The 25,560-nt window shown below is 62.4% G+C and carries 21 protein-coding genes; 9 read left to right on the top strand and 12 right to left on the bottom strand.

All coding sequences use genetic code 11. The annotated features are described in order from the left end of the window. Positions 1-130: 130 nt before the first annotated feature. Entirely contained in the window at positions 131-1,213 is a 1,083-nt protein-coding gene (locus tag EV679_RS17040; protein ID WP_068374678.1) for an AI-2E family transporter, read from the bottom strand. Positions 1,214-1,478: 265 nt separating this feature from the next. Between EV679_RS17040 and ubiM the strand changes: the two genes are divergently transcribed. Together ubiM and EV679_RS17030 are read left to right on the top strand one after the other, a co-directional pair. Next, the gene (gene ubiM / locus EV679_RS17035) at positions 1,479-2,654 is read left to right on the top strand and encodes a 5-demethoxyubiquinol-8 5-hydroxylase UbiM (RefSeq protein WP_127774662.1); all 1,176 of its coding nucleotides are present in this window, start codon (positions 1,479-1,481) and stop codon (positions 2,652-2,654) included. Between the two features lie 19 nt (positions 2,655-2,673). Further along, on the top strand, positions 2,674-3,594 hold the full coding sequence (locus EV679_RS17030; protein WP_068374672.1) for an NUDIX hydrolase: 921 nt from the start codon (positions 2,674-2,676) through the stop codon (positions 3,592-3,594). An 85-nt stretch (positions 3,595-3,679) separates the two neighbouring features. On the opposite strand, the gene EV679_RS17025 is transcribed toward EV679_RS17030, so the two are convergent. After that, positions 3,680-4,846 (bottom strand): MFS transporter, encoded by a 1,167-nt coding sequence (locus tag EV679_RS17025; RefSeq protein ID WP_242611518.1) that lies wholly within the window; start codon positions 4,844-4,846, stop codon positions 3,680-3,682. 190 nt (positions 4,847-5,036) lie between these two features. Further along, a complete protein-coding gene (locus EV679_RS17020; protein ID WP_130487847.1) occupies positions 5,037-5,399 on the bottom strand; it encodes a hypothetical protein in 363 nt (120 codons plus the stop codon). Between the two features lie 419 nt (positions 5,400-5,818). Here EV679_RS17020 and nrdH point away from each other — a divergent pair, with 419 nt between their 5' ends. From nrdH to EV679_RS16995, 5 genes are all read left to right on the top strand, one after another. Beyond that, positions 5,819-6,040, top strand: coding sequence for a glutaredoxin-like protein NrdH (nrdH, locus tag EV679_RS17015; protein WP_068374667.1), 222 nt, complete (start codon positions 5,819-5,821; stop codon positions 6,038-6,040). Between the two features lie 162 nt (positions 6,041-6,202). Beyond that, entirely contained in the window at positions 6,203-6,607 is a 405-nt protein-coding gene (gene nrdI, locus EV679_RS17010) for a class Ib ribonucleoside-diphosphate reductase assembly flavoprotein NrdI (RefSeq protein WP_068374664.1), read from the top strand. Next, entirely contained in the window at positions 6,604-8,739 is a 2,136-nt protein-coding gene (nrdE, locus tag EV679_RS17005) for a class 1b ribonucleoside-diphosphate reductase subunit alpha (RefSeq protein WP_238591440.1), read from the top strand. The genes nrdI and nrdE overlap by 4 nt, the downstream gene beginning before the upstream one ends. A 29-nt stretch (positions 8,740-8,768) precedes the next feature. Next, the gene (gene nrdF, locus EV679_RS17000; protein ID WP_130487845.1) at positions 8,769-9,761 is read left to right on the top strand and encodes a class 1b ribonucleoside-diphosphate reductase subunit beta; all 993 of its coding nucleotides are present in this window, start codon (positions 8,769-8,771) and stop codon (positions 9,759-9,761) included. Between the two features lie 518 nt (positions 9,762-10,279). Further along, positions 10,280-11,467 carry a porin gene (locus EV679_RS16995; protein ID WP_068374842.1) on the top strand — a complete coding sequence of 396 codons (1,188 nt, stop codon included), beginning with the start codon at positions 10,280-10,282 and terminating at the stop codon, positions 11,465-11,467. Between the two features lie 52 nt (positions 11,468-11,519). Here EV679_RS16995 and EV679_RS16990 read toward each other — a convergent pair whose 3' ends face one another. The 8 genes from EV679_RS16990 to dnaE form a co-directional block, all read right to left on the bottom strand. Further along, on the bottom strand, positions 11,520-12,467 hold the full coding sequence (locus EV679_RS16990) for a magnesium transporter CorA family protein (RefSeq protein WP_130487844.1): 948 nt from the start codon (positions 12,465-12,467) through the stop codon (positions 11,520-11,522). 43 nt (positions 12,468-12,510) lie between these two features. Further along, positions 12,511-13,449: a magnesium transporter CorA family protein gene (locus tag EV679_RS16985; protein WP_130487843.1), complete on the bottom strand. Its 939-nt coding sequence runs from the start codon at positions 13,447-13,449 to the stop codon at positions 12,511-12,513. Positions 13,450-13,467: 18 nt separating this feature from the next. After that, a complete protein-coding gene (locus EV679_RS16980) occupies positions 13,468-14,394 on the bottom strand; it encodes a CorA family divalent cation transporter (protein WP_130487842.1) in 927 nt (308 codons plus the stop codon). A 120-nt stretch (positions 14,395-14,514) separates the two neighbouring features. Next, a complete protein-coding gene (locus tag EV679_RS17690) occupies positions 14,515-14,676 on the bottom strand; it encodes a hypothetical protein (protein WP_165390083.1) in 162 nt (53 codons plus the stop codon). A gap of 10 nt (positions 14,677-14,686) precedes the next feature. Continuing rightward, positions 14,687-16,267: a porin gene (locus EV679_RS16975; RefSeq protein ID WP_165390082.1), complete on the bottom strand. Its 1,581-nt coding sequence runs from the start codon at positions 16,265-16,267 to the stop codon at positions 14,687-14,689. Positions 16,268-16,644: 377 nt separating this feature from the next. Next, positions 16,645-16,791: a hypothetical protein gene (locus tag EV679_RS17685; RefSeq protein ID WP_165390081.1), complete on the bottom strand. Its 147-nt coding sequence runs from the start codon at positions 16,789-16,791 to the stop codon at positions 16,645-16,647. 64 nt (positions 16,792-16,855) lie between these two features. After that, positions 16,856-18,835 (bottom strand): BCCT family transporter, encoded by a 1,980-nt coding sequence (locus tag EV679_RS16970; protein ID WP_068374645.1) that lies wholly within the window; start codon positions 18,833-18,835, stop codon positions 16,856-16,858. A gap of 165 nt (positions 18,836-19,000) precedes the next feature. Then, on the bottom strand, positions 19,001-22,495 hold the full coding sequence (gene dnaE, locus EV679_RS16965) for a DNA polymerase III subunit alpha (RefSeq protein WP_068374642.1): 3,495 nt from the start codon (positions 22,493-22,495) through the stop codon (positions 19,001-19,003). Between the two features lie 206 nt (positions 22,496-22,701). Between dnaE and lpxO the strand changes: the two genes are divergently transcribed. Next, on the top strand, positions 22,702-23,601 hold the full coding sequence (lpxO, locus tag EV679_RS16960; RefSeq protein ID WP_068374639.1) for a lipid A hydroxylase LpxO: 900 nt from the start codon (positions 22,702-22,704) through the stop codon (positions 23,599-23,601). Between the two features lie 114 nt (positions 23,602-23,715). Then, on the top strand, positions 23,716-24,642 hold the full coding sequence (locus EV679_RS16955; protein WP_130487840.1) for an AEC family transporter: 927 nt from the start codon (positions 23,716-23,718) through the stop codon (positions 24,640-24,642). 138 nt (positions 24,643-24,780) lie between these two features. Here the strand turns inward: EV679_RS16955 and EV679_RS16950 are convergent, their stop codons facing one another. Then, complete coding sequence (locus EV679_RS16950) at positions 24,781-25,536, bottom strand: RNA polymerase sigma factor (RefSeq protein ID WP_130487839.1); 756 nt, start codon at positions 25,534-25,536, stop codon at positions 24,781-24,783. Positions 25,537-25,560 lie beyond the last annotated feature (24 nt).

Here is a 25,560-nt window from a genome sequence, read left to right as displayed (position 1 = left end):
GCCGCAGTCAATCGGAAAATCGGAATTTTTTTAAATTGTCTTTCCCGGGGCATTCGGAATCGCCCCGGGAACCCACTTCAGACCTTCCAGATACACGCAAAAAGCGCATCAATACTGGCGTTTCCGCCTATCAACGCAGATGCGCATTACGGCCGTGACGATCAGAAGGCGCCGTCGGAATATCCACGAACAGATTCCAGACTGCAATGAACAACGCGGCAATCAGCGGCCCCATCACGAACCCGTTCAAGCCGAATAGTGTCAGCCCGCCCAGCGTGGAAATCAGCACCAGGTAGTCCGGCATGCGCAGGTCCTTACCCACCAGCAGCGGACGCAAGACGTTATCCATGAGACCAATCACCAGGATGCCGTACAGCAGCAGGAACACCCCCTGCCAGGTTGCGCCGGTTACCAGGAAATAGATGGCCACCGGGCCCCAGATCAGGCTGGCGCCGACGGCCGGCAGCAAGGACAGAAACGCCATGACGACCCCCCACAGCAAGGCGCCCTGGATGCCCAGGAACCAGAAGCTCAGGCCACCCAGCAAGCCTTGCGCCGCAGCCACCGCGATGTTGCCCTTGACGGTTGCGCGCACCACGGTCGTGAAGTTACGCGCCAGGTTCTGCTTGTGCATGTCGCTCAGCGGCACTGCGCGGCGGATGCGCTGCGACAGCCAGGTGCCATCACGCAACAGGAAGAACAGCAGGTACATCATGATGCCCGCGCCCACCACGAATTGCAGCGTATTCTGGCCCAGGCTGACCGCGTGGGAAGCCACATACTGACTGACCTGCATGATGGTGGAAGCCACCTTGCCCTGCCCGCCCGATTCCTCACCTGTCAGGCGCACCACGTACTCCTGCAAGGAAGGCGGCAGGGCATTGACGATCTGGTGGAAATACAGGGAAAAGTTAAGCTGCCCGGAACTGATGCGTTCATAGAGCGCGATGATTTCCTTGACCAAGGCCCCGGTGATAAAGGCCACTGGCAGGATCACGCACAACAACGCCGCGCACAGCGTCAATAACGCGGCAAGATTCTTCCGGCCGCGCAGAATACGCATCATGTATTGATTCAGGGGCATGAACAGCACCGCCAGAACAGTCCCCCAGAAAATGGCCGTGAAGAACGGCAGCATGAGCCAGAAGAAAGCCAACGAAACGACCGTCAGCAACAGGACGAAGACCCGATAGTGCAAATGTGCAGAGCGCATGGTCGCCACTGTAAAAAATGAAGAAGAAGACCGCACAGGGAAAACCTGGGTACGGCTGGTGAATACTAAGCGAAAAGCCGCTGATTCGGGCAGATTTATGCAACAGACTGCTGTCGGGAATACAGCGCAGGCGGCGCGCATTGGGTATTATGCAGGGCGCGGCCGCCAGCCCCGCTTGTGCTGGATCAAGTGCGCCTGCCACCGGCATGGCGCCGCCTGCAAACAGGCTCTAAACTGCCGCCTATCTGTCTTTCTGGAGTACCTCATGACCCACGCTGCGGAAAAGGATGTCGTCATCGTCGGCGCCGGCCCCGCCGGCCTGTGCCTGGCGCGCGCCCTGTCGGCGGGCGGCCTGTCCGTGACCATCGTTGAACAGCAGCCGGCCTCCAGCCTGGCCGACCCCGCCTTCGATGGCCGCGAGATTGCGCTATCGCACGAATCGCGCCAGTTGCTTGAAGAACTGGGCGTCTGGCAACTGATTGCCGAAGACGACATTTCCCTGCTGCGCGACGCACACGTATTCAACGGCAGCTCGCGCAACCCCATGGCGATCACCGCTCAGGCCGGCGGCAGCGACCAGCTGGGCTGGCTGGTACCCAATTGCTGTATCCGGCGCGCGGCCTGGCAGGCGGTGTCTCAGCGTCCGACCATCGAGGTGCTCGACGGCACCAGTGCCGTCACGGTAGAACCGGGCGAGCACAGCACGCGGGTCAGCCTGTCCGATGGCCGCCAATTGCACACCCGCCTGCTGGTCGCCGCCGACAGCCGCTTTTCCTCGATGCGCCGTGCCATGGGCATAGGCGCTTATATGCACGATTTCGGCAAATCCATGATGGTCGGCCGCCTGGATCATGAAATCGACCATGGCCACGTCGCCTGGGAATGGTTCGGCTATGGCCAGACGCTGGCATTGCTGCCGCTCAACGGCCTGCGCGCCTCGGCCGTGCTGACCTTGCCGCACCACCAGATCCAGGCACTGCAGGCACTGGATGACGCCAGCTTCGCCGACGAGATGACGCGGCGCTTTGATCAGCGCCTGGGAAAGATGAGCACGGCCAGCACTCGCCACGTGTATCCGCTGGTCGGGGTCTATGCCTACCGTTTCGCCGGCCCGCGCTTCGCGCTGGTGGGCGACGCCGCCGTGGGCATGCACCCGGTCACCGCGCATGGTTTCAACCTGGGCCTGCGCAGTGTGGCCAGCCTGTCGCGACAGGTATTGACCGCAGCAAGGCGCAATGCGGATATCGGCGACAGCAGCTGGCTCAAGCGCTATGAGCGCGCCCACCGCCTGCACACGCTGCCCTTGTTCCTGTCCACCAATCTGGTCGTCACCATGTTCACCAACGACACGCCGCCGGGCCGCCTGCTGCGCGAAGCCACTTTGCGCTTCGCCAGTTCGGCCAGCCCCTTCAAGCGTTTCGTCGCCTCGCGCCTGACCTGACCCGGCACCGATCATCGTCATGCAGACCCTGGCTTCCGATACACTGGCTGTGGAACTGGTGGCCGTCCTGGCCGCCGCCGACAGCCAGGCGCCCTCCGTCCTGACCATTCAGGGCGGGCTTACCTTCCCCGCCGGCCCCTTCGTCATGGCCCACCGTTCGCTGCAGGCCGGCCTGCGCGGCTGGGTAGAGGCGCAAACCCACCACCCGCTGGGCTATCTCGAACAGCTCTACACCTTTGCCGATCGCGGCCGCCATGCGGATGCCCCGGACATGCGCACGATATCCATCAGCTATCTCGGCCTCACCCTGGCAGGCGACGCGCCGGCGGATCTGGATGCAAGCTGGCGCAGCTGGTATGAATACTTCCCCTGGGAAGACCGCCGCGACGACAGCAATGCCTTGCTGCTCGCCGATATCGCCACCCGCCTGCGCGCCTGGGCGCGCAGCCAGCCACGCGGCCTGCGCGAACGCCAGTGGCAGCGCTGCTGCGCGCTTTTCGGCCTGGAAAACGATATCTGGGATGAAGAACGCACGTTACCGCGCTACGAACTGCTCTATGAAGCCAGCCTGGTGCCGGAATCCCCGACTGCTGGCACCGACCTGCTGCCCGGGCGCAGCATGCTGTACGATCACCGCCGCATTCTGGCCACGGCCATGACACGCCTGCGCGCCAAGCTGAAGTACCGGCCGGTCATCTATGAATTGATGCCTGCAAGCTTCAGCCTGCTGCAATTGCAGCAGGCCGTCGAGGCCCTGGCGGGACGGCGCCTGCACAAGCAAAACTTCCGTCGCCTGATTGCCCAGCAGGACCTGGTGGAGGAAACCGGCGCATCGACTCAAACCGGCGGGCGCCCGGCCAAGCTGTACCGCTTCCGCCGCGGCGTGCAGATGGAGCGTGCACTGGCCACGGGCGGCCGCCTGCCTCTGATGAAATCCTGAGCCAGGCAGCCCCCCAGGGGGCCGGACCGTCATACCCGTACACCAGCCCCCTCGCCTACGGCGGCAAGGCTGCCTTGCCCACCTGTCAGGCCCGCACTACCCGGCCCTGGCCAGCGCCCCAGCCCGTGATGGCAACCCCCAGCGCCAGTCCGCCAAACAGCCAACCGGAACTGGCGTAGCTGCCGGTCCACTCCAGCAGCAACCCGACCAGCAGGGGCCCCAGCGCCGCAAGAATATAGCCGCCGCCTTGCGCCATGCCAGACAGCCGCGAGGCCACGGCGGAATCTGCCGCGCGCAGCACGATAAATGTCATGGCCAGCGCGATCAGGCCACCCTGCCCCAGCCCCTGGATCACCATCCAGAACCAGGCCAGCGACAACGGCAGATACAACAGGCCCAGCAAGGCGCCACCGGCAAACAGCGCCAGTACGCTGGCGATCCAGCGCTGGTCGCGACAGCGTACGACGAAATGGGGAACGAACAGGCAAGCCACCATCTGCACCACGATGGATACCGACACCATCACGCCAGCCATGCCCGCATCCATGCCCCGGCTACGCATAATGGGTGCCAGCCAGCCAAAGACACAGTAAGCCAAAGCCGATTGCAGCCCCATGAGGCCTGTCAGTTGCCAGGACAAAGGGTCTCGCCAGACGGCAGCCGGCCGTTGCGGCGCCGGTGCAGCCGGCTGGTGTGCGGGCAGGCGGCGCAAATGCACGCCCCAGAACAGCGCGACCAGCGCCGCCGGCAGCGCCCAGGCAGCCAGGGCCATGTTCCATTCCGTGGCACGCGCCAATGGCACGGTCAGCACGGCCGCACAGGCCGCCCCAGCACAGAGGAAGGTGGTGTACAGGCCGGTCATCAAGGCCATGTGCCTGGGAAAATCGCGTTTGACCAGCCCAGGCAACAGAACGTTGCCAATGGCAATGGCGGTGCCTGCCATGGCCGATGCCAGCAGCAGCACCCAGAATGATTCAACCAAACGCAGCGCGGAACCCAGCGTCAACAGCAGCAGCGCCCAGAACATGGTGCGTTCGACACCCCGGAGGCGCGCCATGACCGGTGCCAACGGGGCGAATATGCCCAGGCAAATGACTGGCAAGGTGGTCAGATAGCTGGCCTGAGCCGCCGACATGTCCAGCGCTGCCATGATTTCCGGCAGCAACGCTGCCAGACTGGGAAACACTGGACGCAGATTGCCTGCGATCAATATGACCAGGACGGCGTACCAGAGGATTCTGCGGGGAACCACGGCACCGGGTGGCGCCGCAGCGGCGGGTCTTGGGTCTGTTGGCGCCTTGTTTTGCGCTGTCTCCGTCATTCCTGCTCCATTCCGTGCTGCCTCAAGACAGTCTTGGATTCGTTCCGATAGAAAAACAGGCTCCCCGCGCATACCTGCCACCGATTCACCCTTCCCCAAGGGCAAATATCAGGGCTGCCGCTCAGGCCTCTCCGGCCTGGGCGCGCCGGCGCTGAGCGCACCGCACTGCGACATAAAACACCATGAACCACAGGACCGGCACCACCACGCCGCCCAGCGGCACGTAGACCAGCGCCGCCATGCGGAACCATTCGGGCAATACCAGCTGGGAATGACAGACGACCTGGCCGCCGCCAAACGACAGGCAGCTGTCCGAGAATACGACCAGCGCCAACCCCCAGAGCGCCGTGCCTGCCAGGCACAATCCCCACCAGAACTTGACACGGCCATCGCCGCCGCGCGCACTGCGCAGATAGGCAGGCAGCGTCATCAGCAGCAGAGGCAGAAGGGTCAGGACAACAAACAGCAGGAAGGTGTAATACATGGCGCAGAACCGCATCAGAAAAACGCCGGCACCCCTCGGTACCGGCTCGCTGCCGAGAGAATACGCCATTCGGCAGGCTTTGAACACCGCCGCCCGGCCCTGGCATCCAGGTTCGGGGCAGCCCGAGGGCTGACGTCAGCCGCTAACGCGGTTTGCGCTTCGTAACAATATCGCCGGCGCTGGCCGCCATGCCCGCAAGCGCCCGCCAAGGCCAGAACTGGCGCGGTTCCGGGCCTGATCCGGCATTCAATACAACCACTAGATTTATGGTTAAACCAAAATGCAACCACTACATCTAGTACTATTTTGCTATTCTGTGCACCAGATAGCTTAACTTCCCGTTCATTCCTGCCTCATCCCGCGCCAGCCGTTTTCTGCGCGATGCAGGAATTTTCAAACCAATCCAAGGAATAGCAATCATGATCGTTACTGTTTATAGCAAGCCGGCTTGCGTGCAATGCGTCGCCACCTACCGGGCACTGGATAAACAGGGCATCACTTATCAGGTCGTGGACCTGACCGAAGATGCTGTCGCCCTGCAAAAGGTGCGCGATCTGGGCTACCAGCAGGCCCCCGTCGTGGTGGCCGGCGCGGACCACTGGTCGGGCTTCCGTCCGGACAAGATCAGCGCGCTGGCCTGAGGCCGGTGACCGGTGCCAGCCAGGGTGGCGGCAGCGTCCCCAGGCTGCCTGCTTCTGCCAGGCAGGCAAATCCGGCAGGCAGGCGGGCAGCCGGACCCGACCTCGCTCCGTGCTTTTCCCAGCCGCTTACCAAGCAATCAGCAGGACCAGGAACCCGCAGCCATGGGCCAGATCATCTTTTTTTCCACCAGCTCCGGCAATACCCAGCGCTTCGTTGAAAAACTGGGCATGGCTGCCCACCGTATTCCCCTGTCCTCGCGGGACGCCTTTCTGCTGGCGCCTGAACCCTACATTCTCATCGTCCCGACCTACGGCGGCGGCCACCCCGCCGGCGCCGTGCCCAAGGCCGTCATCCACTTCCTGAACCACGAAGCCAATCGCGCGCTCCTGCGTGGCGTGATTGCCGCCGGCAATACCAATTTCGGTACGGCCTATTGCCTGGCCGGCACCATCATTGCGCAGAAGTGCAAGGTGCCGCTGCTGTACCGCTTCGAAATGCTGGGAACAGAAGAAGATGTCATCAAAGTCCGCCACGGAGTACAAGCATTTTGGAAACGACAACATTGATACCGAAAGCCGCCGCCAGCGCTGAACTGGATTTTCACGCGCTCAATGCCATGCTCAATCTGTTCGACGAGCAAGGGCAGATACAGTTCGACAAAGACCGCATGGCGGCGCGGCAATACTTCCTGCAACATGTGAACCAGAACACGGTGTTCTTTCACAACCTGCAGGAAAAGCTCGATTACCTGGTGGAAAAGGAATACTACGAGGCCGACGTGCTGCGTCAGTATTCGCCGGATTTCATCCACCAGCTGTTCACCGATGCCTACGCACGCAAGTTCCGCTTCCCCACCTTCCTGGGCGCCTTCAAGTATTACACCAGTTATACGCTCAAGACTTTCGACGGCAAGCGCTACCTGGAACGCTACGAAGACCGCGTCTGCATGGTCGCGCTCGCGTTGGCCCAGGGCAACGAAGGCCTGGCGCTGGCGCTGGTCGATGAAATCATCAGCGGCCGCTTCCAACCCGCGACCCCCACTTTCCTGAACGCCGGCAAGAAGCAGCGCGGCGAGCTGGTGTCGTGCTTTCTGCTGCGCATTGAAGACAATATGGAGTCCATCGGCCGCGCCATCAATTCGGCGCTGCAACTCTCCAAGCGCGGCGGCGGTGTAGCCTTCCTGCTGAGCAACATCCGGGAAGCCGGCGCCCCCATCAAGCAGATCGAAAACCAGTCCTCCGGCATCATTCCCATCATGAAGCTACTGGAAGATGCCTTCTCGTACGCCAACCAGCTGGGTTCACGCCAAGGCGCCGGCGCGGTCTACCTGAATGCCCACCACCCCGACATCCTGCGTTTCCTGGACACCAAGCGCGAGAACGCCGACGAGAAAATCCGCATCAAGACGCTGTCGCTGGGTGTCGTCGTGCCCGATATCACCTTCCAGCTGGCACGCGACAACGAGGACATGTACCTGTTCTCGCCCTATGACGTGGAACGCGTCTATGGCAAGCCCTTCGGCGACATCAGCGTCACGGAAAAATACCGCGAGATGGTGGACGACCCGCGCATCCGCAAGAGCAAGATCAATGCGCGCGAATTCTTTCTGACCTTGGCCGAGATCCAGTTCGAATCGGGCTATCCGTACCTGATGTTCGAGGATACGGTCAACCGCGCCAACCCCATCAAGGGGCGGATCAACATGAGCAACCTGTGCTCGGAGATCCTGCAGGTCAATGCGCCGGCCAGCTACGACCCAGACCTCTCCTACACGGACCTGGGCAAGGACATTTCCTGCAATCTCGGCTCGCTGAACATCGCCAAGACCATGGATTCTCCCGATTTCGGCCGTACCGTGGAAGTGGCCGTGCGCGGCCTGACGGCCGTATCGGACATGAGCGATATCCGTTCGGTGCCCTCCATTGCCCATGGCAATGCCCAATCGCACGCCATCGGCCTGGGGCAGATGAACCTGCACGGCTACCTGGCCCGCGAACGCATTTTCTATGGTTCAGAGGAAGGCGTGGACTTCACCAACATGTACTTCTACACAGTGACCTACCACGCCCTGCGCGCCTCCAACCTGCTGGCCTATGAACGCGGCCAGCGCTTTGCCGGCTTCGAGGAATCCAAATACGCCAGCGGCGAATACTTCGACAAATATACGGAACAGGCCTGGCAGCCTGCCACCCAGCGCGTGGCCGAGTTGTTCCGGCAAGCCGGCATTGCCATTCCCACCCAGGAAGACTGGCGCGCACTGAAAGCCGCCGTACGCGAACACGGGCTCTACAACCAGAACCTGCAGGCCGTACCACCTACCGGGTCGATTTCGTACATCAACCATTCGACCTCCAGCATCCACCCCATTGTGGCCAAGATCGAAATCCGCAAGGAAGGCAAGATCGGGCGCGTCTATTACCCCGCCCCTTACATGAGCAACGACAACCTGGCCTACTATCAGGATGCCTATGAAATCGGGCCGGAGAAAATCATAGACACCTATGCCGCCGCGACCCAGCACGTGGACCAGGGGCTGTCGCTCACGCTGTTCTTCCGCGACAGCGCCACGACGCGCGATATCAACCGGGCGCAGATCTACGCCTGGCGCAAGGGCATCAAAACCATCTATTACATCCGGCTGCGCCAGATGGCGCTGGAAGGCACCGCCGTCGAAGGCTGCGTGTCCTGCACGCTATGAGCCGCCCCCCCAGAACCACGGAAACTGCCATGAGCACCAACCCGCCCAGCCCGCTGGCCGCCAAGCGGCTCAAGCGCGTCGATGCAATCAACTGGAACCGCATCGAAGACGACAAGGACCTCGAAGTCTGGAACCGCCTGACCGGCAATTTCTGGCTGCCCGAGAAAGTCCCCCTTTCCAATGACATTCCCGCCTGGGCCACGCTGACGCCGCTGGAGCAGCAGACCACCATCCGGGTATTCACCGGTCTGACGCTGCTGGACACCATCCAGAACACGGTGGGCGCCCCGGCGCTGATCAATGATGCGCTGACGCCGCACGAGGAAGCGGTGTACACCAACATCAGCTTCATGGAAGCCGTGCATGCGCGTTCCTACAGCTCCATTTTTTCCACGCTGTGCCTGACGCCGGACGTGGATGACGCCTACCGCTGGAGCGAGGAAAATGAAGCCCTGCAGCGCAAGGCCAGCCTGATCCTGGAACGCTACCGCGCCGAAGACCCGCTGATGCGCAAGGTAGCCAGCGTCTTCCTGGAATCCTTCCTGTTCTACTCCGGCTTCTACCTGCCGATGTACTGGTCCAGCCGGGGCAAGCTGACCAATACCGCCGACCTGATCCGGCTCATCATCCGCGATGAAGCCGTGCACGGCTACTACATCGGCTACAAGTTCCAGCGCAACCTGGAACAGGTCTCCGAGGCGCGCCGGCTGGAAGTCAAGGATTACGCCTTCGAACTGCTGCACGAGCTGTACGACAACGAAATTCGCTATACCGAAGAGCTGTACGACGGCGTTGGCTGGACCGAAGACGTCAAGAAGTTCCTGCATTACAACGCCAACAAGGCCTTGATGAACCTGGGCTATGAATCCCTGTTCCCCGCAGCCGTCACCAACGTCAACCCTGCCATCCTGGCCTCGCTTTCACCTGGCGCCGACGAAAACCACGACTTCTTTTCCGGCTCTGGCTCTTCCTATGTCATAGGCAAAGCCGTCAACACCGAAGACGAGGACTGGGCCTTCTAAGCCCTTCCCGCTCCGCTCCACCCAACCCTGCCCCGGCAGGGTTTTTTTTCGTCTGTCCGCCTGGTGCGCACGAGCCGGACAGTGGCGCGCCGCTCCTGCACAAAACGCACTGCCAGCCGCCTCCAACCAGCCATGACGGGCTCCCCGCCCGCCTGCACTCCCGCCCCGCACCCCGCTTTTCCAGGGCGTGCTGCATGGCAATATTTTAATTACCAAAATAAATTAATTAACATATGGGAAGAAATATTTCAACGGTAAATCAAAAACGCACGAACATTGCGTGAAAAGTAAAACAACTGCTTAAAACGTACTGATTTACTGTTGAAACGACAAAAAATCTCGCAAAACACAGCCAATTTATGTGTTACAAAACAATTTCAAAGTTGCCATACAGAGAAACACTGATGCTGTTTTCCTGTATTGGCTGCCAATGTTTAATTATCAAAAATAACAATTAAGACAACCTAAAAATCGACAACCAGGCTTTCCACCAACCACCAACAGCACCAAGGATGTTCATGAAGACCAAGCACTATTTCGCTGCCGCCTGCGTTCTCTCATGTTTTGCAGGCACAGCCCAAGCGCAGGAAGTCACCCTCTACGGCATGATTGATACCGGTATCGAATGGACCAACAAGGTTCCGCAAGGCCCGGCAGGCAGTGATGCGGGCACCTCCAGCGTTACCCGTTTTCCGATTGCCACCGGCGGCATCGCCCCCTCCCGCTGGGGCCTGAAGGGTTCGGAAGATCTGGGCGACGGCTACCGCGCCTTCTTCCAGCTGGAAAGCGGCTTTTCGCCCGGCGATGGCAATAGCGCCCAGGCCGGCCGCCTGTTTGGCCGCACCGCCATCCTGGGCATCAGCGGCCCATATGGCACGATCCAGCTGGGCCGCCAGTACACGCCCACTACGCTGTACCTGATGTCGCCCGCCGATGTCATGGGCCCCAGCGTGCATGGCCTGGGCAACTTCGACCCCTACATTCCCAACGCGCGCGCCGACAACGCCATCGGCTATAGCAACAAGATCGACAATTTCACGTTCGGCGGTACCTACAGCTTCGGCCGTGACAACGCCACCGGCGGCCCTTCCGGCACCACCTGCGGCGGCTCGGCCACCAATAACAACGGCTCGTGCAAGGAGAAAGGCGTCTATGTGAAGTACAACGCGGCCAATTACGGCTTTGGCGCCGCCTTCGACCGCGTGACCGGCGGGCCCAATGAATCCTTCTGGGGGCTGGGCAGCCTGCACGCGCATGACGACCGCTTCGGCATCAACGGCTACTACACCTTCACGGGTGACATCACGCTCAGCGGTGGCTGGATGCAGCGCCGCCACACGCCGGATACCGACGCCACCCCGGGCGAAATCAAGTTCACCACCAATACCTTCTTCGTCGGCCTGTCCTACCCAATCGGACGCTTCGTCATCAACACGCAGCTCGTGCGCATGATCAGCAATGCCGACTCGGAAACCGAGATGGCGGTCAGCCGCCGGCGCGGCAACGGCGAAGCCACCGCCCTCTATCTGCGAGGCATCTATAACTTCTCCAAGCGCACCTCGGGCTACATCACCACCGGCCACATGCGCAACCAGAAGAACAGTGCCGTCAGCGTCACTCCCGGCATCGGCGTGGCAGCCTGGGGCGGCGCTGCTGTCGGCAGCAACCAGACCGGCGTCATGATAGGCCTGAACCACCGCTTCTGATCCCGCACCGGCACCAGCTTTCCCCCGCCCTGGTGCCGGCCGGTTTTCATGCTCAGAAATAGCGCTTCTTCTGGAATATCCAGGCCACCAGGCCGCTAATCACGACCATGCCGACGACAATGGCGGTGAAGGCGCCGGGCTCTTCCTGGTAAGGCAGCGGCACATTCATGCCGTAGATGCTGGCGATCAGCGTCGGGATGGACAGCACGATCGTGACTGCCGTCAGGAACTTGACGATGTGGCTGACGTTGTTCTGGATGATATTGCCGTAGGCATCCATGACGTTGTTCAGGTTTAGCTGGCTGATGTGCGTCACGGCATGCGCCTGGTCCAGTTCCGCCTGCGCCACCTCGAACATGGCGGCTTCGTCCGGCCCCAGCGGCAAATAGTCATCGTGGCGTATCCGGTTCATGACGTGCATCATGTTCTTCAGCGCAGTGGTCATGTAGATCAGGCTTTCATTCAGATAGAGCAAGGCATACAGCTCCCGGTTCCGGTAGGAACGCGCCAGCTCGGCTTCGGCGCTGGCAATGTCCGCATCTATGTCCTGCATGACGCCGCCGAAGGCCTGGGCAATGCCCTCCACCAGCGCCATCACGTTGCCGGCCTGACGTCCGGGCGCCAGCCGCAGGCCGTGGCGCTGGAAAAAATCCGGCGAAATCACCGACACCTGGCGGCTGACCGTCACGATCAGGTCCCCAGCCACGATGACGCCGAGCGGCAGGCTGCGATACTTCACGTCCTCGTCAATGGCGCCGACGCGCTCGTCGCGGCAGGGTTCGTGCAGCAGGACCAGGCAGGCCTGGCCTTGCCGCTCCACCCTGGGACGCTCTTCCGGGCGCAATGCGTCCTCAAAAAAGGCAAACGGCAGGCCGGTGGCGCTGGCCACCTGGTGCAGTTCCTCAGGCCGGGGATCTTGCAGCTGGATCCAGCCGCAAGCAGGAATGGCCTCGGTCCGGACAAACTGGCCCTGGGCGTCTTGGGTATAAATATGCATCATGCTGGGAATTCTCCGCAGGATTCCGCGCAGCAGGCCGGAAGCCTTACTGCCGCAGGTATTTTTTCTTGTAGAAGACAAAGATCAGGGCCGCGCTGAGCAGCAGCATGCCCACCCCGACCACCACGGTGGAAATCCACTCTTCCTCATAGGGCAAAGCGACGTTCATCGAGAAAATGCTGCCTATCATCGTGGGAATGACCATGATGATGGTCAAGGCCGTCAGCACCTTGAGCACTGAATTGAGGTTGTTGTGAATGATGGCGGCATAGGCATCCATCAGATTGCTCAGGCTTTCGCGCCGCATCTCAGTGATCTCCGCCGCCTGGCGGATGTCGATCAGAATGTCGTGCAGGCGCCGCTTCTCTTCGTCATGGATACGGATATCCTGCCCTGCCATCAGGCGCCGGTAGAGAATGGCCATGGCGCTGAGCGCGGTCGAGAAGCTCACCAGGCTCTTATTGAGCGCGATGAGTGCGAAAAGCTCGGTATTGCGGTAGGAAGACTTGATTTTCTTCTGCAATACGGCCACTTGCTGGTTGATCTGTTGCAGGCTGTCGTCATAGGCCTGGGCAATGGCGCGGAACAGCAGCAGGCTGACGCGGGTCTTCATATAGCTGCGGAAGTCCCCATGACGGCCGTGCAACAGGTCATCGACCAGTTCCAGCTTTTCACGCGACACGATCACCAGATGATCTTGCACATGGATCACACCCACCGGCGTGGTGCGCCAGGCAGGTGCATCCCCTGCAATACGCCGGGGTGCATTGACGACGATCAGCGTGGCGCCGCCCTGCTGGGCGATGCGCGGCAATTCGTCACGATCCAGCGAATCCTCGAAGAAATCGAGGGGGATGGCCAAGGCTTGCGCCACCCGGCTGATTTCACCAGCGTCCGGATTCTCCATGTGGACGATAGCGTTGTGGGCGATATCCCCGACCTGGGCCAGCACGCCCGCGTCATCACTTTTATAGAAGTGCAGCATAGGTTTTCTCCTGCGAAATCAAAGGATGCGGCGTGCCTTGAACACGGCCACCATCAGGGCCGCCAGCAACAGGCTCAGCAGCCCCAACACCGGCAGCGCGTAAGGTTCGTCCTGGAACGGCAACGGCGTGTTCATGCCGTAGATACCGGCGATCCCCATGGGAACCGCGGCAACGATGACAAAGATGGACAGGTATTGCACGACCAGGCTCAGGTTGTTTTCCACCGCCGCAGAATATGCGTCCATCAGGTTGCTCAGATTGACGTTGTGGATCTCGGCCATGGCGCGCGCCTGGCCCATTTCCACCATGGCATCGTCGAGAATCAGGCGCGCCCGGGCATCCTGGTGCAGCAGCGTCGAGGCCTGCACCCGCTGCAGCAGCTTGAGGTTGGACTCCAGCGCGCCGAACAGCTGGTTCAGGCATTTGTTGTGTTCGAGCAGGTCGAAGATCTGCCGGTTGACGATGGCGCTCCTGAGGTGCTCCTCGATGCCATCGACGCCGGCATTGATCTCCCGCAGCGCCTCGATGAAGCGATGGGCGCCGTCGCGCAGCAGGCCGGCCGCCTGCCTGCCTGAGCCCGCCGCCTGCGCCGTCTCTTCGCTGACCAGCGCCATGGCGGCCTGGGCCGCGTGGCTGCCGACCAGGACATGCTGTTCATTGGCCAGCAACGAGAGATAACCGATGGTAAAAGGACGCGCGCTACCGGGCCCTGCGGGCACAGGCACGGCGAATACCAGCAGGATTTCGCCGTCCTGCTCCTTGAACAGGGGGCGCAGCGGGCGAGTGCTCAGGCCTGCATCTATGAGGCGCGAAGAAAAACCGGCACGCTCGGCGGCATCGCGCCATTGCTCCGGCCTGACAGGCGCCAGGCCGGATGGCTGCGACGCGCCACCGCTGCGCCAGAGCTGCGGCAGACCGGCTGCCGCCTGGGATGGGTTCAACATGGGGACACCTTATGGTACTGATTGCAACCCCGGACCGGTACGGCAGGCGGCAGGCCTGCCAGGAGGTCGGAAATGAGAAGAAAATCATGGTCGTGCAGGCAACCTGCACGGACACCCGGGCTAAAAGTGGTGCGTCAGCCCCATGGCGACCCGCCGCGTGCGCGGCGCATCGGCGCCGACAACATCGTCCAGGTCATAGCGCTGCCCCAAGGCGGCAAAGCCATATAGCGTGGTACGGGGCGACAGCGAGTGCACATAACCCAGCGACATCACGCGCACCATCCCGGCCCGTTCACCGCTGTCCCGCCAATGCCAGCTCGGCCGCCCCCTGCGACCACTGCAATTGCAGCTCATCATTGCCAAACGGCACTGCGACACCGGCATAGACTGCATCCAGACGGCCGCCATCCATGAATTCCATGGGACCCATGCCTTGCAGGCCCATGGGTTCGAGTCCGGCCGGACCCTCGCCGCCATTGCGTCCCACGAACCCATTGCGCTGACGGCTCCAGCCAGCGGCCAGCCGGGCGGCCTCGAAGTCCGCGCTCAGGCCCAGCTGCAGGGCCGCAGGCCGGCGCGCCCGGTCGTTGCCCAGCTCCACACGACCCATGGTTTCGTAGCTGGCAACCAGCACCCAGTCTTCAATCGCGTATTGCAGGGCGCTGCTGAAGAGGTGCGCCCGCCCCTTTTTGAAGCCACGCTCACCAACATCCGGGCTATAGCTCAGGCCGGCTTGCAGGCCTTGCCATAGCGGGCTGGTCCAGCTCAGCATGTTCGACACCTGGTAGTTATCCGCCGCGCGCATCAACGCCCCCATGCCGAAATCCTTCCAGCCCGCCACCTCTATGCCGGACACAAAAGCCTGGCCGGCAGTGTACTGGCGCCCCAGCCTCAGTTCGCCCCAGGCTGCGCTGCCCACGCCCAGCCAGGACTGGTAGTTGAACAGGCGATCCGGGTCTTCGGCATGGCCGGTCGCGGCATCCAGGCCGCCTTCCAGCGTGAAACTGACAAAAGCATCCCCCGCCAGCGTTTCACGTCCGCTCGCCCCCCAGAGCGAATCGGTCTGGCCGCCACTGATCAGGCCGCTGCCGGTCCCCTCGCCGCGCACATGGGTGGATACGATGCCCACATCCAGCGTGCCATACAGCGACACCTCTGCCGCCTGCGCCGGGCGCGGCGCCGCCAGCGCCAGCAGGGCAACCCCCAGCCCTCCCATCAGCATGCCAGCCTGGCACTGCCACTGGCGCCCGGCCCGGCGTCCCAGCTGGCGCCAGATCCCTGACAGCGTCCGCCCCTGCTGCGGCTCATGCACCGGTTCCTGCAGCAACAGGCCCAGCAGGGTCTGGTTGCCGGTCGCCAGCACCAGCGCGCTGGCATTGCCGGTGAGAACACGATCGCCCATGGCGCAACTGTCGGGCCAGGCCTGGAAAATGCCACGGTCCAGCATCAGGCCATCCTTGCGGATCAGACGCACGTCGGCAGGCACGATATCGCCGGCGTTGAGTTCGATAATGTCGCCAGGCACCAGCAGGCTGGCGGGCACCAGGCGGGCCAGCGCTTCGTCCTGACCATACAGGTCCAGGCGTCGCAACACCGGCACGCGCCGGTCTTTCAGGCTGCGCGCCAGACGCGCCAGGTCTGGCGGCGCGGCCTGCGGGATGCGGGGACGATCCGGACCGTTGCGCACCAGCCGGCGCAAGACTTCGTCGAAAGCCAGCCCGGCCCTGTCGCCGGACAACACCTTCAGGCTGTCGGCCAGCGACAGCCTGGCATGTTCCTGCAGGGCGCAGTGGCCGCGCCGGACGCTGCAGCCTGCCGACGCGTGTGGCGCTGCATTGCGTGCCGTGGCACGAGAAAAAAACAAGGTTCGCATGGGGTGCATCCTGTAAACCGCGCAAGGCCGGATGCCCCGGCGAAACGATCAGGCCGAGCACACCCCTGCCCTTGCTGGTGAAAGGCAAAAGTCGTCAATCAGGAAGAAGGTCTGGGGGCCGCCCGCCGGCTTGTCGTTCAAGCCAACGGGCATACTCTCGTCATCGTCCATGTGCTCGGCTCCGTGAAGTGGTCAGACGCCGCACCTGCGCCTTGCCGGCTGCGCGGCCAGGGCTAATGCAACGAAAAAGATTGTCGCACCCGGCCACAGGCAATGCCATTGGCCTCTTGGGTCGCGGCACGACATCTTTGGGTGCCGGTGATATACCTTGGGATAATCCATCCGCAAGCAGGCCCCGGCGTCAGGTAGCTGCCTCCTCAGCGCACCGCCAGAGACCAATGCGCATCCGGTTGCCCGGCCAGCACCAGAACGCCGTCCCCTGGCAATACCAGCGCGGCATTCCCGTCGATCAGGCTGTAGTGCACTCGCTTGTCATCGCCGTCATAGGCAGCGAATGCTGCCACGAAAAACGGCCCGCCGGCCGCCCTCGAATTGGGCGGCCGGCGGGCCGTTCGAAGCAATGCTATTTCAGCGCAGCAGATGCAGGTAGTGCAAGTGTTTCTCGTATTGGTCCAGGATGTCCCCGATCACCGCATTGCGGTTCCAGCCCATGACGTCATAGTTCTGGCCGCCTTCCTTGAGGTGGACTTCGGCGCGGAAATACTTGCGCTCGTCATTGCTGTCGTCGTCACTGTTGACGGTGAAAGTCGGGCGAGCGTAGGCGCGGGGGCGTACTTCGTAAATGAAGTCGATTTCGTCGCCGTGCATGACTTCCAGGCGTATGCCGCCCTGTTCCAGTTCGGTCACTTTGACGTCCTGCGTATTGCCCTGCAACTCCTGGGCCACGTCTTCGCAGGCCGGTTTGACGACTTCCTGGATGAAGCGGTTGACGTGCGCTCTGCGCGGCATGACCATGAGGTTGCGCAGGCGGCGGCGCCAATTGTCATCCCCATGCTGGGCTCGTGGCGCCAGGTGGTTCTGGTAGCGCATGCCGCGCTTGACCAGGTCCAGCCGAAGGGCGCGCAGCAATCCCGCCAGTACTGCCAGCAGAACCACCGCAAACGGCAAGGCGCTGATGATGGTCATGGTCTGCAAGGCCGCCAGTCCGTCGGCCAGCAACAGCACAATGGCCAGACCTCCCATGGAAACAGACCAGAACACCCGTTGCCAAACCGGATTGTGCTCGCTGCCGCCGGACGCCAGCAAATCAACCACCAGTGCGCCGGAGTCGGCCGAGGTGACGAAGAAGATCAGCACCATCACGACGGCCAGGTAGGACATGAAGGTCGCCATCGGCAGGCGATCCAGCAAGGCGAACAAGGCCAGCGAGTTGTCTGATTTCACGATCTGGGCCAGCTCGGTATAACCGTCAGCCAGCAGCATGTGAATGGCCGTATCGCCAAACACCGTCATCCAGAGGAAGGTGAAACCGGCCGGCACGAAGATCACGCCGCCCACGAACTCGCGGATGGAACGGCCGCGCGACACACGGGCAATGAACATGCCGACGAAGGGCGACCAGGAAATCCACCAGGCCCAGTACAGCAGCGTCCAGCCGCCCATCCAGTCGGTCTGTTCGTAGGCGTACAGGTTGAACGTCTTGTTGACGATCTCGGACAGATAGGAACCGGTGTTCTGCACGAATGCCTTGAGCAGAAACACGGTAGGGCCGGCCAGGAACACGAACAGCATCAGCAGAATGGCCAGGATCATGTTCAGTTCAGACAGGCGCCGCACCCCTTTGTCCAGGCCGGACGCCGCCGACATCGTGGCCAGCGCCGTCGCAACAGCGATCAGGATGACCTGCACGGTGGTATTTACCGGCACGTCCAGCAACAGGTTCAGGCCGCTGTTGATCTGCAGGACGCCGAAGCCCAGCGAGGTCGCCACGCCGAACACCGTGCCAATGATGGCGAACACGTCCACGGCATGCCCGATGGGGCCGCGTATTCTTTCACCGATCAGAGGGTAGAGCGCGGAACGCAACGTCAGCGGCAGCCCATGGCGAAACGAGAAGAACGCCAGCGACAGCGCCACGACCGCATAGATGGCCCAGGCATGCAGCCCCCAATGGAAGAAGGTGATGCGCATGGCCTCCTTGGCCGCCGCCACTGTCATCGGATCGCCCACGGGGGGCGCGATGGTATGCATCAGCGGTTCGGCCACGCCGAAGAACATCAGTCCGATGCCCATGCCTGCACAAAACAGCATGGCAAACCACGTGGTGTTGCTGTAGTCCGGCTGGCTGTGGTCTGGCCCCAGCTTGATGCCGCCGTAACGACTGATCATGCAGAACATGATGGACAGCAGGATCAATGCAACCGTCAGGATATAGAACCAGCTGGCATTGATGACAATCCAGTCCTGCGCGACCGCAAACAGCGCCTGAGCACGGATGGGGAAGGCTGAAGTCAGTACGACCAGCAGCAGGATCAGCCCTGCTGCCGACCAGAACACCGGCGGATTGATGACGAGTTTCGGCCTGCTGCCGGTGGGAGATCGTGCCATGCGCCACTCCTTCAAAGCGGGCGACAGAGCGTCGGCATCCCACCGCACGAAAGGGAGAAATACCGACCTATTGCCGCAATTTAAGGCCCCAGGCTGCAATTATCCTGCGTCTTACTGCATTACGCATGCTTGGCATGCAGCATGCCCAGCCTGGGATGAAAGCCCTCAATCGTAACGGATCTCTACAGCTCCTGTCCCTAGCCAAACAGCCAAATTGTCAAACATTTGATCTGCCATCCGTACTCGCCAGGACTCCCCGAGCCGGATCAACGCCGTGGCATCGTGCCGCTGGTAGAAAATTTCCACCGGCACGCCGGGTACGCCGTTTTCCGGTTCGGCGCGGAACGGATTGAGCACGCGCCGCAACGCGGCTGCATCGGCCTTGTCCGCCGGCAAGGTCAAACGCAGCGCCTGAGCACGCGTCTCGCGTGCTGCCTGCAGGTCGAACAGCGATTCGGCCACGATGCGCGTCCCACCCGAGTAATCGTCATGGCTCACCTTGCCCTGCACGATCAGCAACTGGTCTTCCCTCAAGCGGTTGCGGTTCTGCTCATAGAGTTCATTGAAGACCGACACCTCCAGCTGGGCAGTGCCATCATCCAGCACCGCGAACAGCATCTTGCCGCGCCGCGTGAGCTGCGTCCGCACGGAACTGAGGGCGCCGGCCAGCCATTGCAACTCGCGCGACGGCCCGATGCGCGTGAGCGGCGTGGGTACGAAGCGCCGTACCTCGTCGCGCCAGGCATCGAACAGGTGGCCGCTGAAAAAGAAGCCCAGCGCCGCTTTTTCCTCGGTGAGACGGGTACGCAAGTCCCAGGGCGGCACCTTGGCCAGTTCGCCGGCCACCACGATGGCGGCATCATCATCGCCAAACAGCGATACCTGGTCGGCGCTGCGCGCCGCCTGGTCCGCAGCCTCCATGGCCAACGGCACCGACGCCAGCAATGCAGCGCGGTTATCGTCCAGGCCATCGAAGGCGCCAGCGCGGATCAGCGCTTCGATGGTGCGCCGGTTGACGGTATGGCGGTCAATACGTCGGCAGAAATCGAACAGGTCGCGGAACGGCCCGGACTGGCGCACCCTGAGGATTTCCTCGACGGCGCCCTGGCCCGTGCCCTTGACCGCGCCCAGGCCATAGCGCATGGTGCGGGGCGGCTTGCCCTGCGCGGTATATTCATCCTCGACCGGCTCGAAGCGGTAGGCCGACGCATTGACGTCCGGCGGCAACACCTTGACGCCGTTGTCCAGCGCGTCGCGCACGAAAATCTGGACCTTGTCGGTGTCGTCCATATCGGACGACAGCGTGGCGGCCAGGAACTCGGCCGGATGATAGTGCTTGAGCCAGGCCGTCTGGTAGGAAATCAGCGCGTAGGCGGCCGAGTGCGACTTGTTGAAGCCGTAGCCCGCGAACTTTTCCATCAGATCGAACAGCTTGACCGCCAGGTCGGCGTCATAGCCCTTCTCTACCGCGCCTTTCTCGAACAGCTCGCGGTGTTTGGCCATTTCCTCGGGCTTTTTCTTGCCCATGGCGCGCCGCAGCAAGTCGGCGCCGCCCAGCGAATAGCCCCCGATGATCTGAGAGATCAGCATCACCTGTTCCTGGTACACAATCACGCCGTAGGTGCTCTTGAGCGTGGATTCCAGGTCTGGATGGAAATAATCGACGTCGGCACGGCCGTGCTTACGGTCAACGAAATCATCCACCATGCCGGATTCCAGCGGCCCCGGCCGGTAGAGCGCCAGCATAGCGATAACGTCTTCAAAGTTGCTGGGGCGCAGCTTCTTGAGCAATTCCTTCATGCCACGCGATTCCAGCTGGAAGACGGCCGTGGTGTTGCCTTCGCACAGCAGACGGTAGGCATTGCCGTCATCGAGCGGCAATGCCATGACGTCGAAATCACGCATGGTGGGATTGAACTGGCGCACATAGCGCACGGCCCAATCCAGAATGGTCAGGTTGCGCAGCCCCAGGAAGTCGAACTTCACCAGGCCGACGGCTTCGACGTCGTCCTTGTCGTACTGCGACACCACACTGGTTTCGCTGCCGGGCTGGCAGTACAGCGGGCAGAAGTCGGTCAGCTTGCCCGGCGCGATCAGAACGCCGCCGGCGTGCATGCCGATATTCCGCGTCAGGCCTTCCAGCGGCCTGGCCAGGTCCACCAGCGCCCGGACTTCCTCTTCCTGCTCATAGCGCTCACGGAAGGCCGGCTCGTTTTCCAGCGTACGCTCCAGCGTCCAGGGGTCCGCCGGATTGAAGGGAATCATTTTCGACAGGCCATCGCAGAACATGTAGGGCATGTCCAGCACCCGGCCAGCGTCGCGCACCACCGCCTTGGCACCCAACGTACCGAAGGTCGCGATCTGGCTCACGGCATCGCGGCCATAGCGTTCCTTCACATATTCGATCACCCGCTCGCGGTTGTCCTGGCAAAAATCCACGTCGAAGTCAGGCATGGACACCCGCTCCGGGTTCAGGAAGCGCTCGAACAGCAAGTCATAACGGATAGGGTCGAGGTCGGTAATACCCAGGCTGTAGGCCACGAGCGAACCCGCACCCGAGCCCCGGCCCGGACCAACCGGCACGCCATTGCCCTTGCCCCAGTTGATGAAGTCCGCCACGATCAGGAAGTAACCGGGAAAGCCCATCTGGATAATGGTGCGGCATTCACGCTCCAGGCGCTCATCGTAGACAGGCCGCTCCCTGGCCCGCTGCGCTTCATCAGGGAACAGGAACGCCAGGCGCTTTTCCAGGCCTTCGCGCGACAGCTGCACCAGATAATCGTCCAGCGAGATGCCGTCGGGCGTGGGAAAGTTGGGCAGTTGCGGTTCGCCCAGCGTCATCACCAGGTTACAGCGCCTGGCAATTTCCACGGTATTGGCCAGCGCCGCAGGCACATCGGCAAAGCGCTGCGCCATTTCCTCGGAGCTTTGCAGGTACTGGCTGTCGCTGAAACGACGCACGCGGCGGGGATTGCCCAGCAATTCACCCTCGGCGATGCATACCCGGGCCTCGTGCGCCTGGAAATCGTCGCGCTTGAGAAACTGCACCGGATGCGTCGCCACCACAGGCAGGCCGATTTTGGCCGCCAGGCGCATGGCAGCCTGCACATAGGCTTCGTCGCCATCGCGGCCGGCACGCTGCAGTTCGATATAGAAGCTGCCGGGACAACGCGACTGCCAGGCACGCGCCAGCGCTTCGGCTGCCGCCGGGTTGCCGGCTTCCAGCGCCTGGCCGATATCGCCCATGCGGCCACCGGAAAGCACGATCAGGCCATCGGCGCCATCCAGCCATTCGCGCCGTATCTGCGCGCGCCCGCGCTGCGTGTTGCCCAACCAGGCGCGTGTCAGCAGGTCGCACAGCTGCAGGTACCCATGCCAATTGCGCACCAGCAACAGAATGCGGAACGGCTTGTCCGGATCGTCATCATTGTTGAGCCAGACATCGCAGCCCGCCACGGGCTTGATGCCGGCGCCTCTGGCGGTCTTGTAGAACTTGACCAGGCCGAACAGGTTGGCGAGGTCGGTCAGCGCCACGGCCGGCTGGCCGAACGCCGCGGCCTGTTTGACCAGTTCGGGTATCCTGATGATGCCATCCACCACCGAAAATTCGGAATGGACGCGCAGATGGACGAAGGGAGTAGCGGGAAGCGATGCAGTCATGGGGCAGGATTGTAACCATCCGGCAGCCAGAGAACGTAGCAAACATTGGTTACGAACGCTTGCGCAGCTCGTGCCAAGCCGTGCCCATGGGCCTACAATTGAACCTGAAGATGAAGCTGAAGCCGCATTCCACAAGGATGCCGCATCCTGCTCACCCAGGCCGGAACCGGCTTCGCTGTTTACCCAACCCAGGAGTCACTGGCAATATGAAATGGATCATACCGGGCATTTGGCTGGCCGCCATCCTGTTCGCCCACTTCCGTGGCCGTGTCCGTTTTCCGTTGCACAAGCAGTTGCTGGATCATTCCATTCTGCTGGCGCCGGTCAACGCATTCATGGTCCTGTTTTCCAAGGTGCCGACCACGCCTTACCTGGACGAGAAGTACCTGCCGGCGTTGAAAAAGCTCGACGACAACTGGGAGGTCATTCGCGACGAAGCCCTGGCCATGGCGGAAATGCGGCATATCAAGGCGGCCCAGAAGCACGACGACATCGGCTTCAACTCTTTTTTCAAGGAAGGCTGGAAGCGTTTCTACCTGAAATGGTATGACGCGCGCCACCCGTCCGCCGAGAAACTGTGCCCGCGCACCGTGGCGCTGCTCAATGAAATCCCGGAAATCAAGGCTGCGATGTTTGCCGAGCTGCCATCCGGCAGCAAGCTCAATGCCCACCGCGACCCCTATGCCGGCTCGCTGCGCTATCACCTGGGGCTGTCGACGCCCAACGATGACCGCTGCTATATCAACGTGGACGGCATCCACTACAGCTGGCGCGACGGCGAAAGCACGATTTTCGACGAAACCTACATCCACGACGCGCGCAATGACAGCGAAGGCAACCGCATCATCCTGTTCTGCGACGTCGAGCGGCCGATGCGCTGGCGCTGGGCCCAGGCCTTCAACAACTGGTTCGGCCGGGTGGCGATTTCAGCCGCCAGCGCCCCCAACGAAAGCACCGACAAGACCGGCGCCATCAACCGGCTGACCCATTACCACTGGGTCCTGGACCAGAAGCGCAAAGCGTTCAAGAAGTGGAACCGCACGGTTTACAAGCTGACCAAATACGCCCTGATCGCGCTGGTCATCGCCGCCTTCATCCTGCTGTAAGCCAGCCTTTGCATTCAGCCGCGCCCTTGCCGGCGCTGGCTGAATGCCCTCGCCCCGTACATGCCGGCAGCGGCAGGTTGCCAGACAGCCTGCCGCTTTTTCATTGAGGTTGCCATGATCGTCCAACTGCTGCTCGCGCTCGTTCCCATCGCGCTGCTGATCGCGCTGGGCTGGTGGCTGCGGCAGCGCGCCTTCCTCGCGGAACACTTCTGGCCCCAGGCCGAGCGGTTGGGATATTACGTGCTGTTGCCTGCCCTGTTCCTGCACGGCATGGCCACGGCCAGGCTCGACGGCGTGCCCGTGGCGGCCATGGTCGCCACCCTGATCGTATCCCTGCTGGCGGTCGCGGCGCTGTTGGTGGCCGTGCGGCGGCGGCTGCCGGTGGACGATGCCGCCTTCACGTCGATTTTCCAGGGCGGCGTGCGCTTCAACAACTATGTCGGCGCTTCCATTGCTGTCGGCCTGTTCGGCAACCAGGGCATTGCCCTGGCGGCCGTGGCCACCGCCACCATCGTGCCTACGGTGAATATCCTCTGCGTGCTGGTCTTCGCCCGCTATGGCAGTATCAAGGCCTTGTCGGCCACCCACCTGCTGCGGCATCTCTTTACCAACCCCCTGGTGGCGGGCTGTTTCATCGGCATCCTGCTGTACGCGACCGGCCTGGGGCTGCCTGACGGCCTCGGGCCTGCCTTCAAGGCGCTGGGCCAGGCCTCGCTGCCGCTGGGGCTGCTGTGCGTGGGGGCTGCGCTGGATTTCTCCACCTTGCGCAGCTGGTTGCGGCCGGTCGGCATCTCCTCGGTTGCCAAGTTCATCGCACTACCGCTGGCCACGCTGGCGGCCTGTCGGCTGTTTGGCCTGCAGGGGCCAGCCGCCATTGCCGCCCTGATGTTCCAGGCCCTGCCCACGGCATCGTCGTCGTACATCATGGCGCGCCAGCTGGGCGGCGATGCCCCGCTGATGGCTGGCATCATTGCAACCCAAACCGTGCTGGCAGCGCTGGCCTTGCCGCTGGCCGTCATGGCCGCGCTGGCGCTGGCCTGAAGCGGACGCAGCTGGAAGCCCGGCAGCTACAGGCCAGAACCCGAGAAAGTACAGAACCAAGAACGACAGGAACAGCGCAGAACCCGTACGGGCCCCAGGACAAAGCTGGCACCGTGCCGGCAGCTGGCATGGGCGCGGCTAGGCCCCGAAACCGTCCCATTGCAAGGCCTGCGCGCAGTGCGCATGCGCCTTGCGCAGTTCCCCGCGCACCACCGCCAGCGACAGCCCGAAGCGACGCGCCACTTCGTTGTGGCTGAGCGCTTCCAGCCGGATGGCCACGAAAATCGCCTGGCGCCTGCGCGGTAGTGCATCAATGCTGTCCACCAGCACACGCAGGGCATTGCGCCCCGCCACGATATGCTCGATCCCTGCGGACGGATCAGGCAGGCTTTGCAGATAATCCTCGTCACCCTGCGGGCTGCCGCGCAGCGGTTCATCCTGGCGCAAGCGGTCGATCGCCGCGTGGTAGGCCATTCGCGCCAGATAAGCGCCGGGACGTTCAACTTGACGCAGGCCGCCCCCCTGCTCCATGGATTCGCTCAGGCGCAGCCAGACCTCATGCAGGGCTTCGCGTGCCAGGTCCAACCCGCCGACGCGCGCTGCCAATTGCCGGGACAGCGTTTCATAATGCCGCGCCAGATACTCCCGCAGTTCTGCCATCGTGTAGCCAGAAGCCGCTGCCGCTGCTGCCACTGGCACCTGTACCGCCGCCAGTGGCGCTAGCTGTGCCGCGTCCACAGCACCCTGGCCGACGCCGGATGCCGTACTGAACATGCGCTCCCAGACCGCTTCCCGCGGGCGCCGCAACGGCCCCTCGGCTACGCCCTTGCCGGGCACATCCGTACGGCAGGCCTGCCGCGACGGGGGAAGGACAGCGATTTGTCCCATGATCATGATGAACTCCGTGCATCGCGCCTG

The organism is Kerstersia gyiorum (assembly GCF_004216755.1).
Lineage (GTDB): Bacteria > Pseudomonadota > Gammaproteobacteria > Burkholderiales > Burkholderiaceae_B > Kerstersia > Kerstersia gyiorum.
Note: the sequence above shows the minus strand (reverse complement) of the source record. Positions and strands in the feature narration are given on the sequence as shown.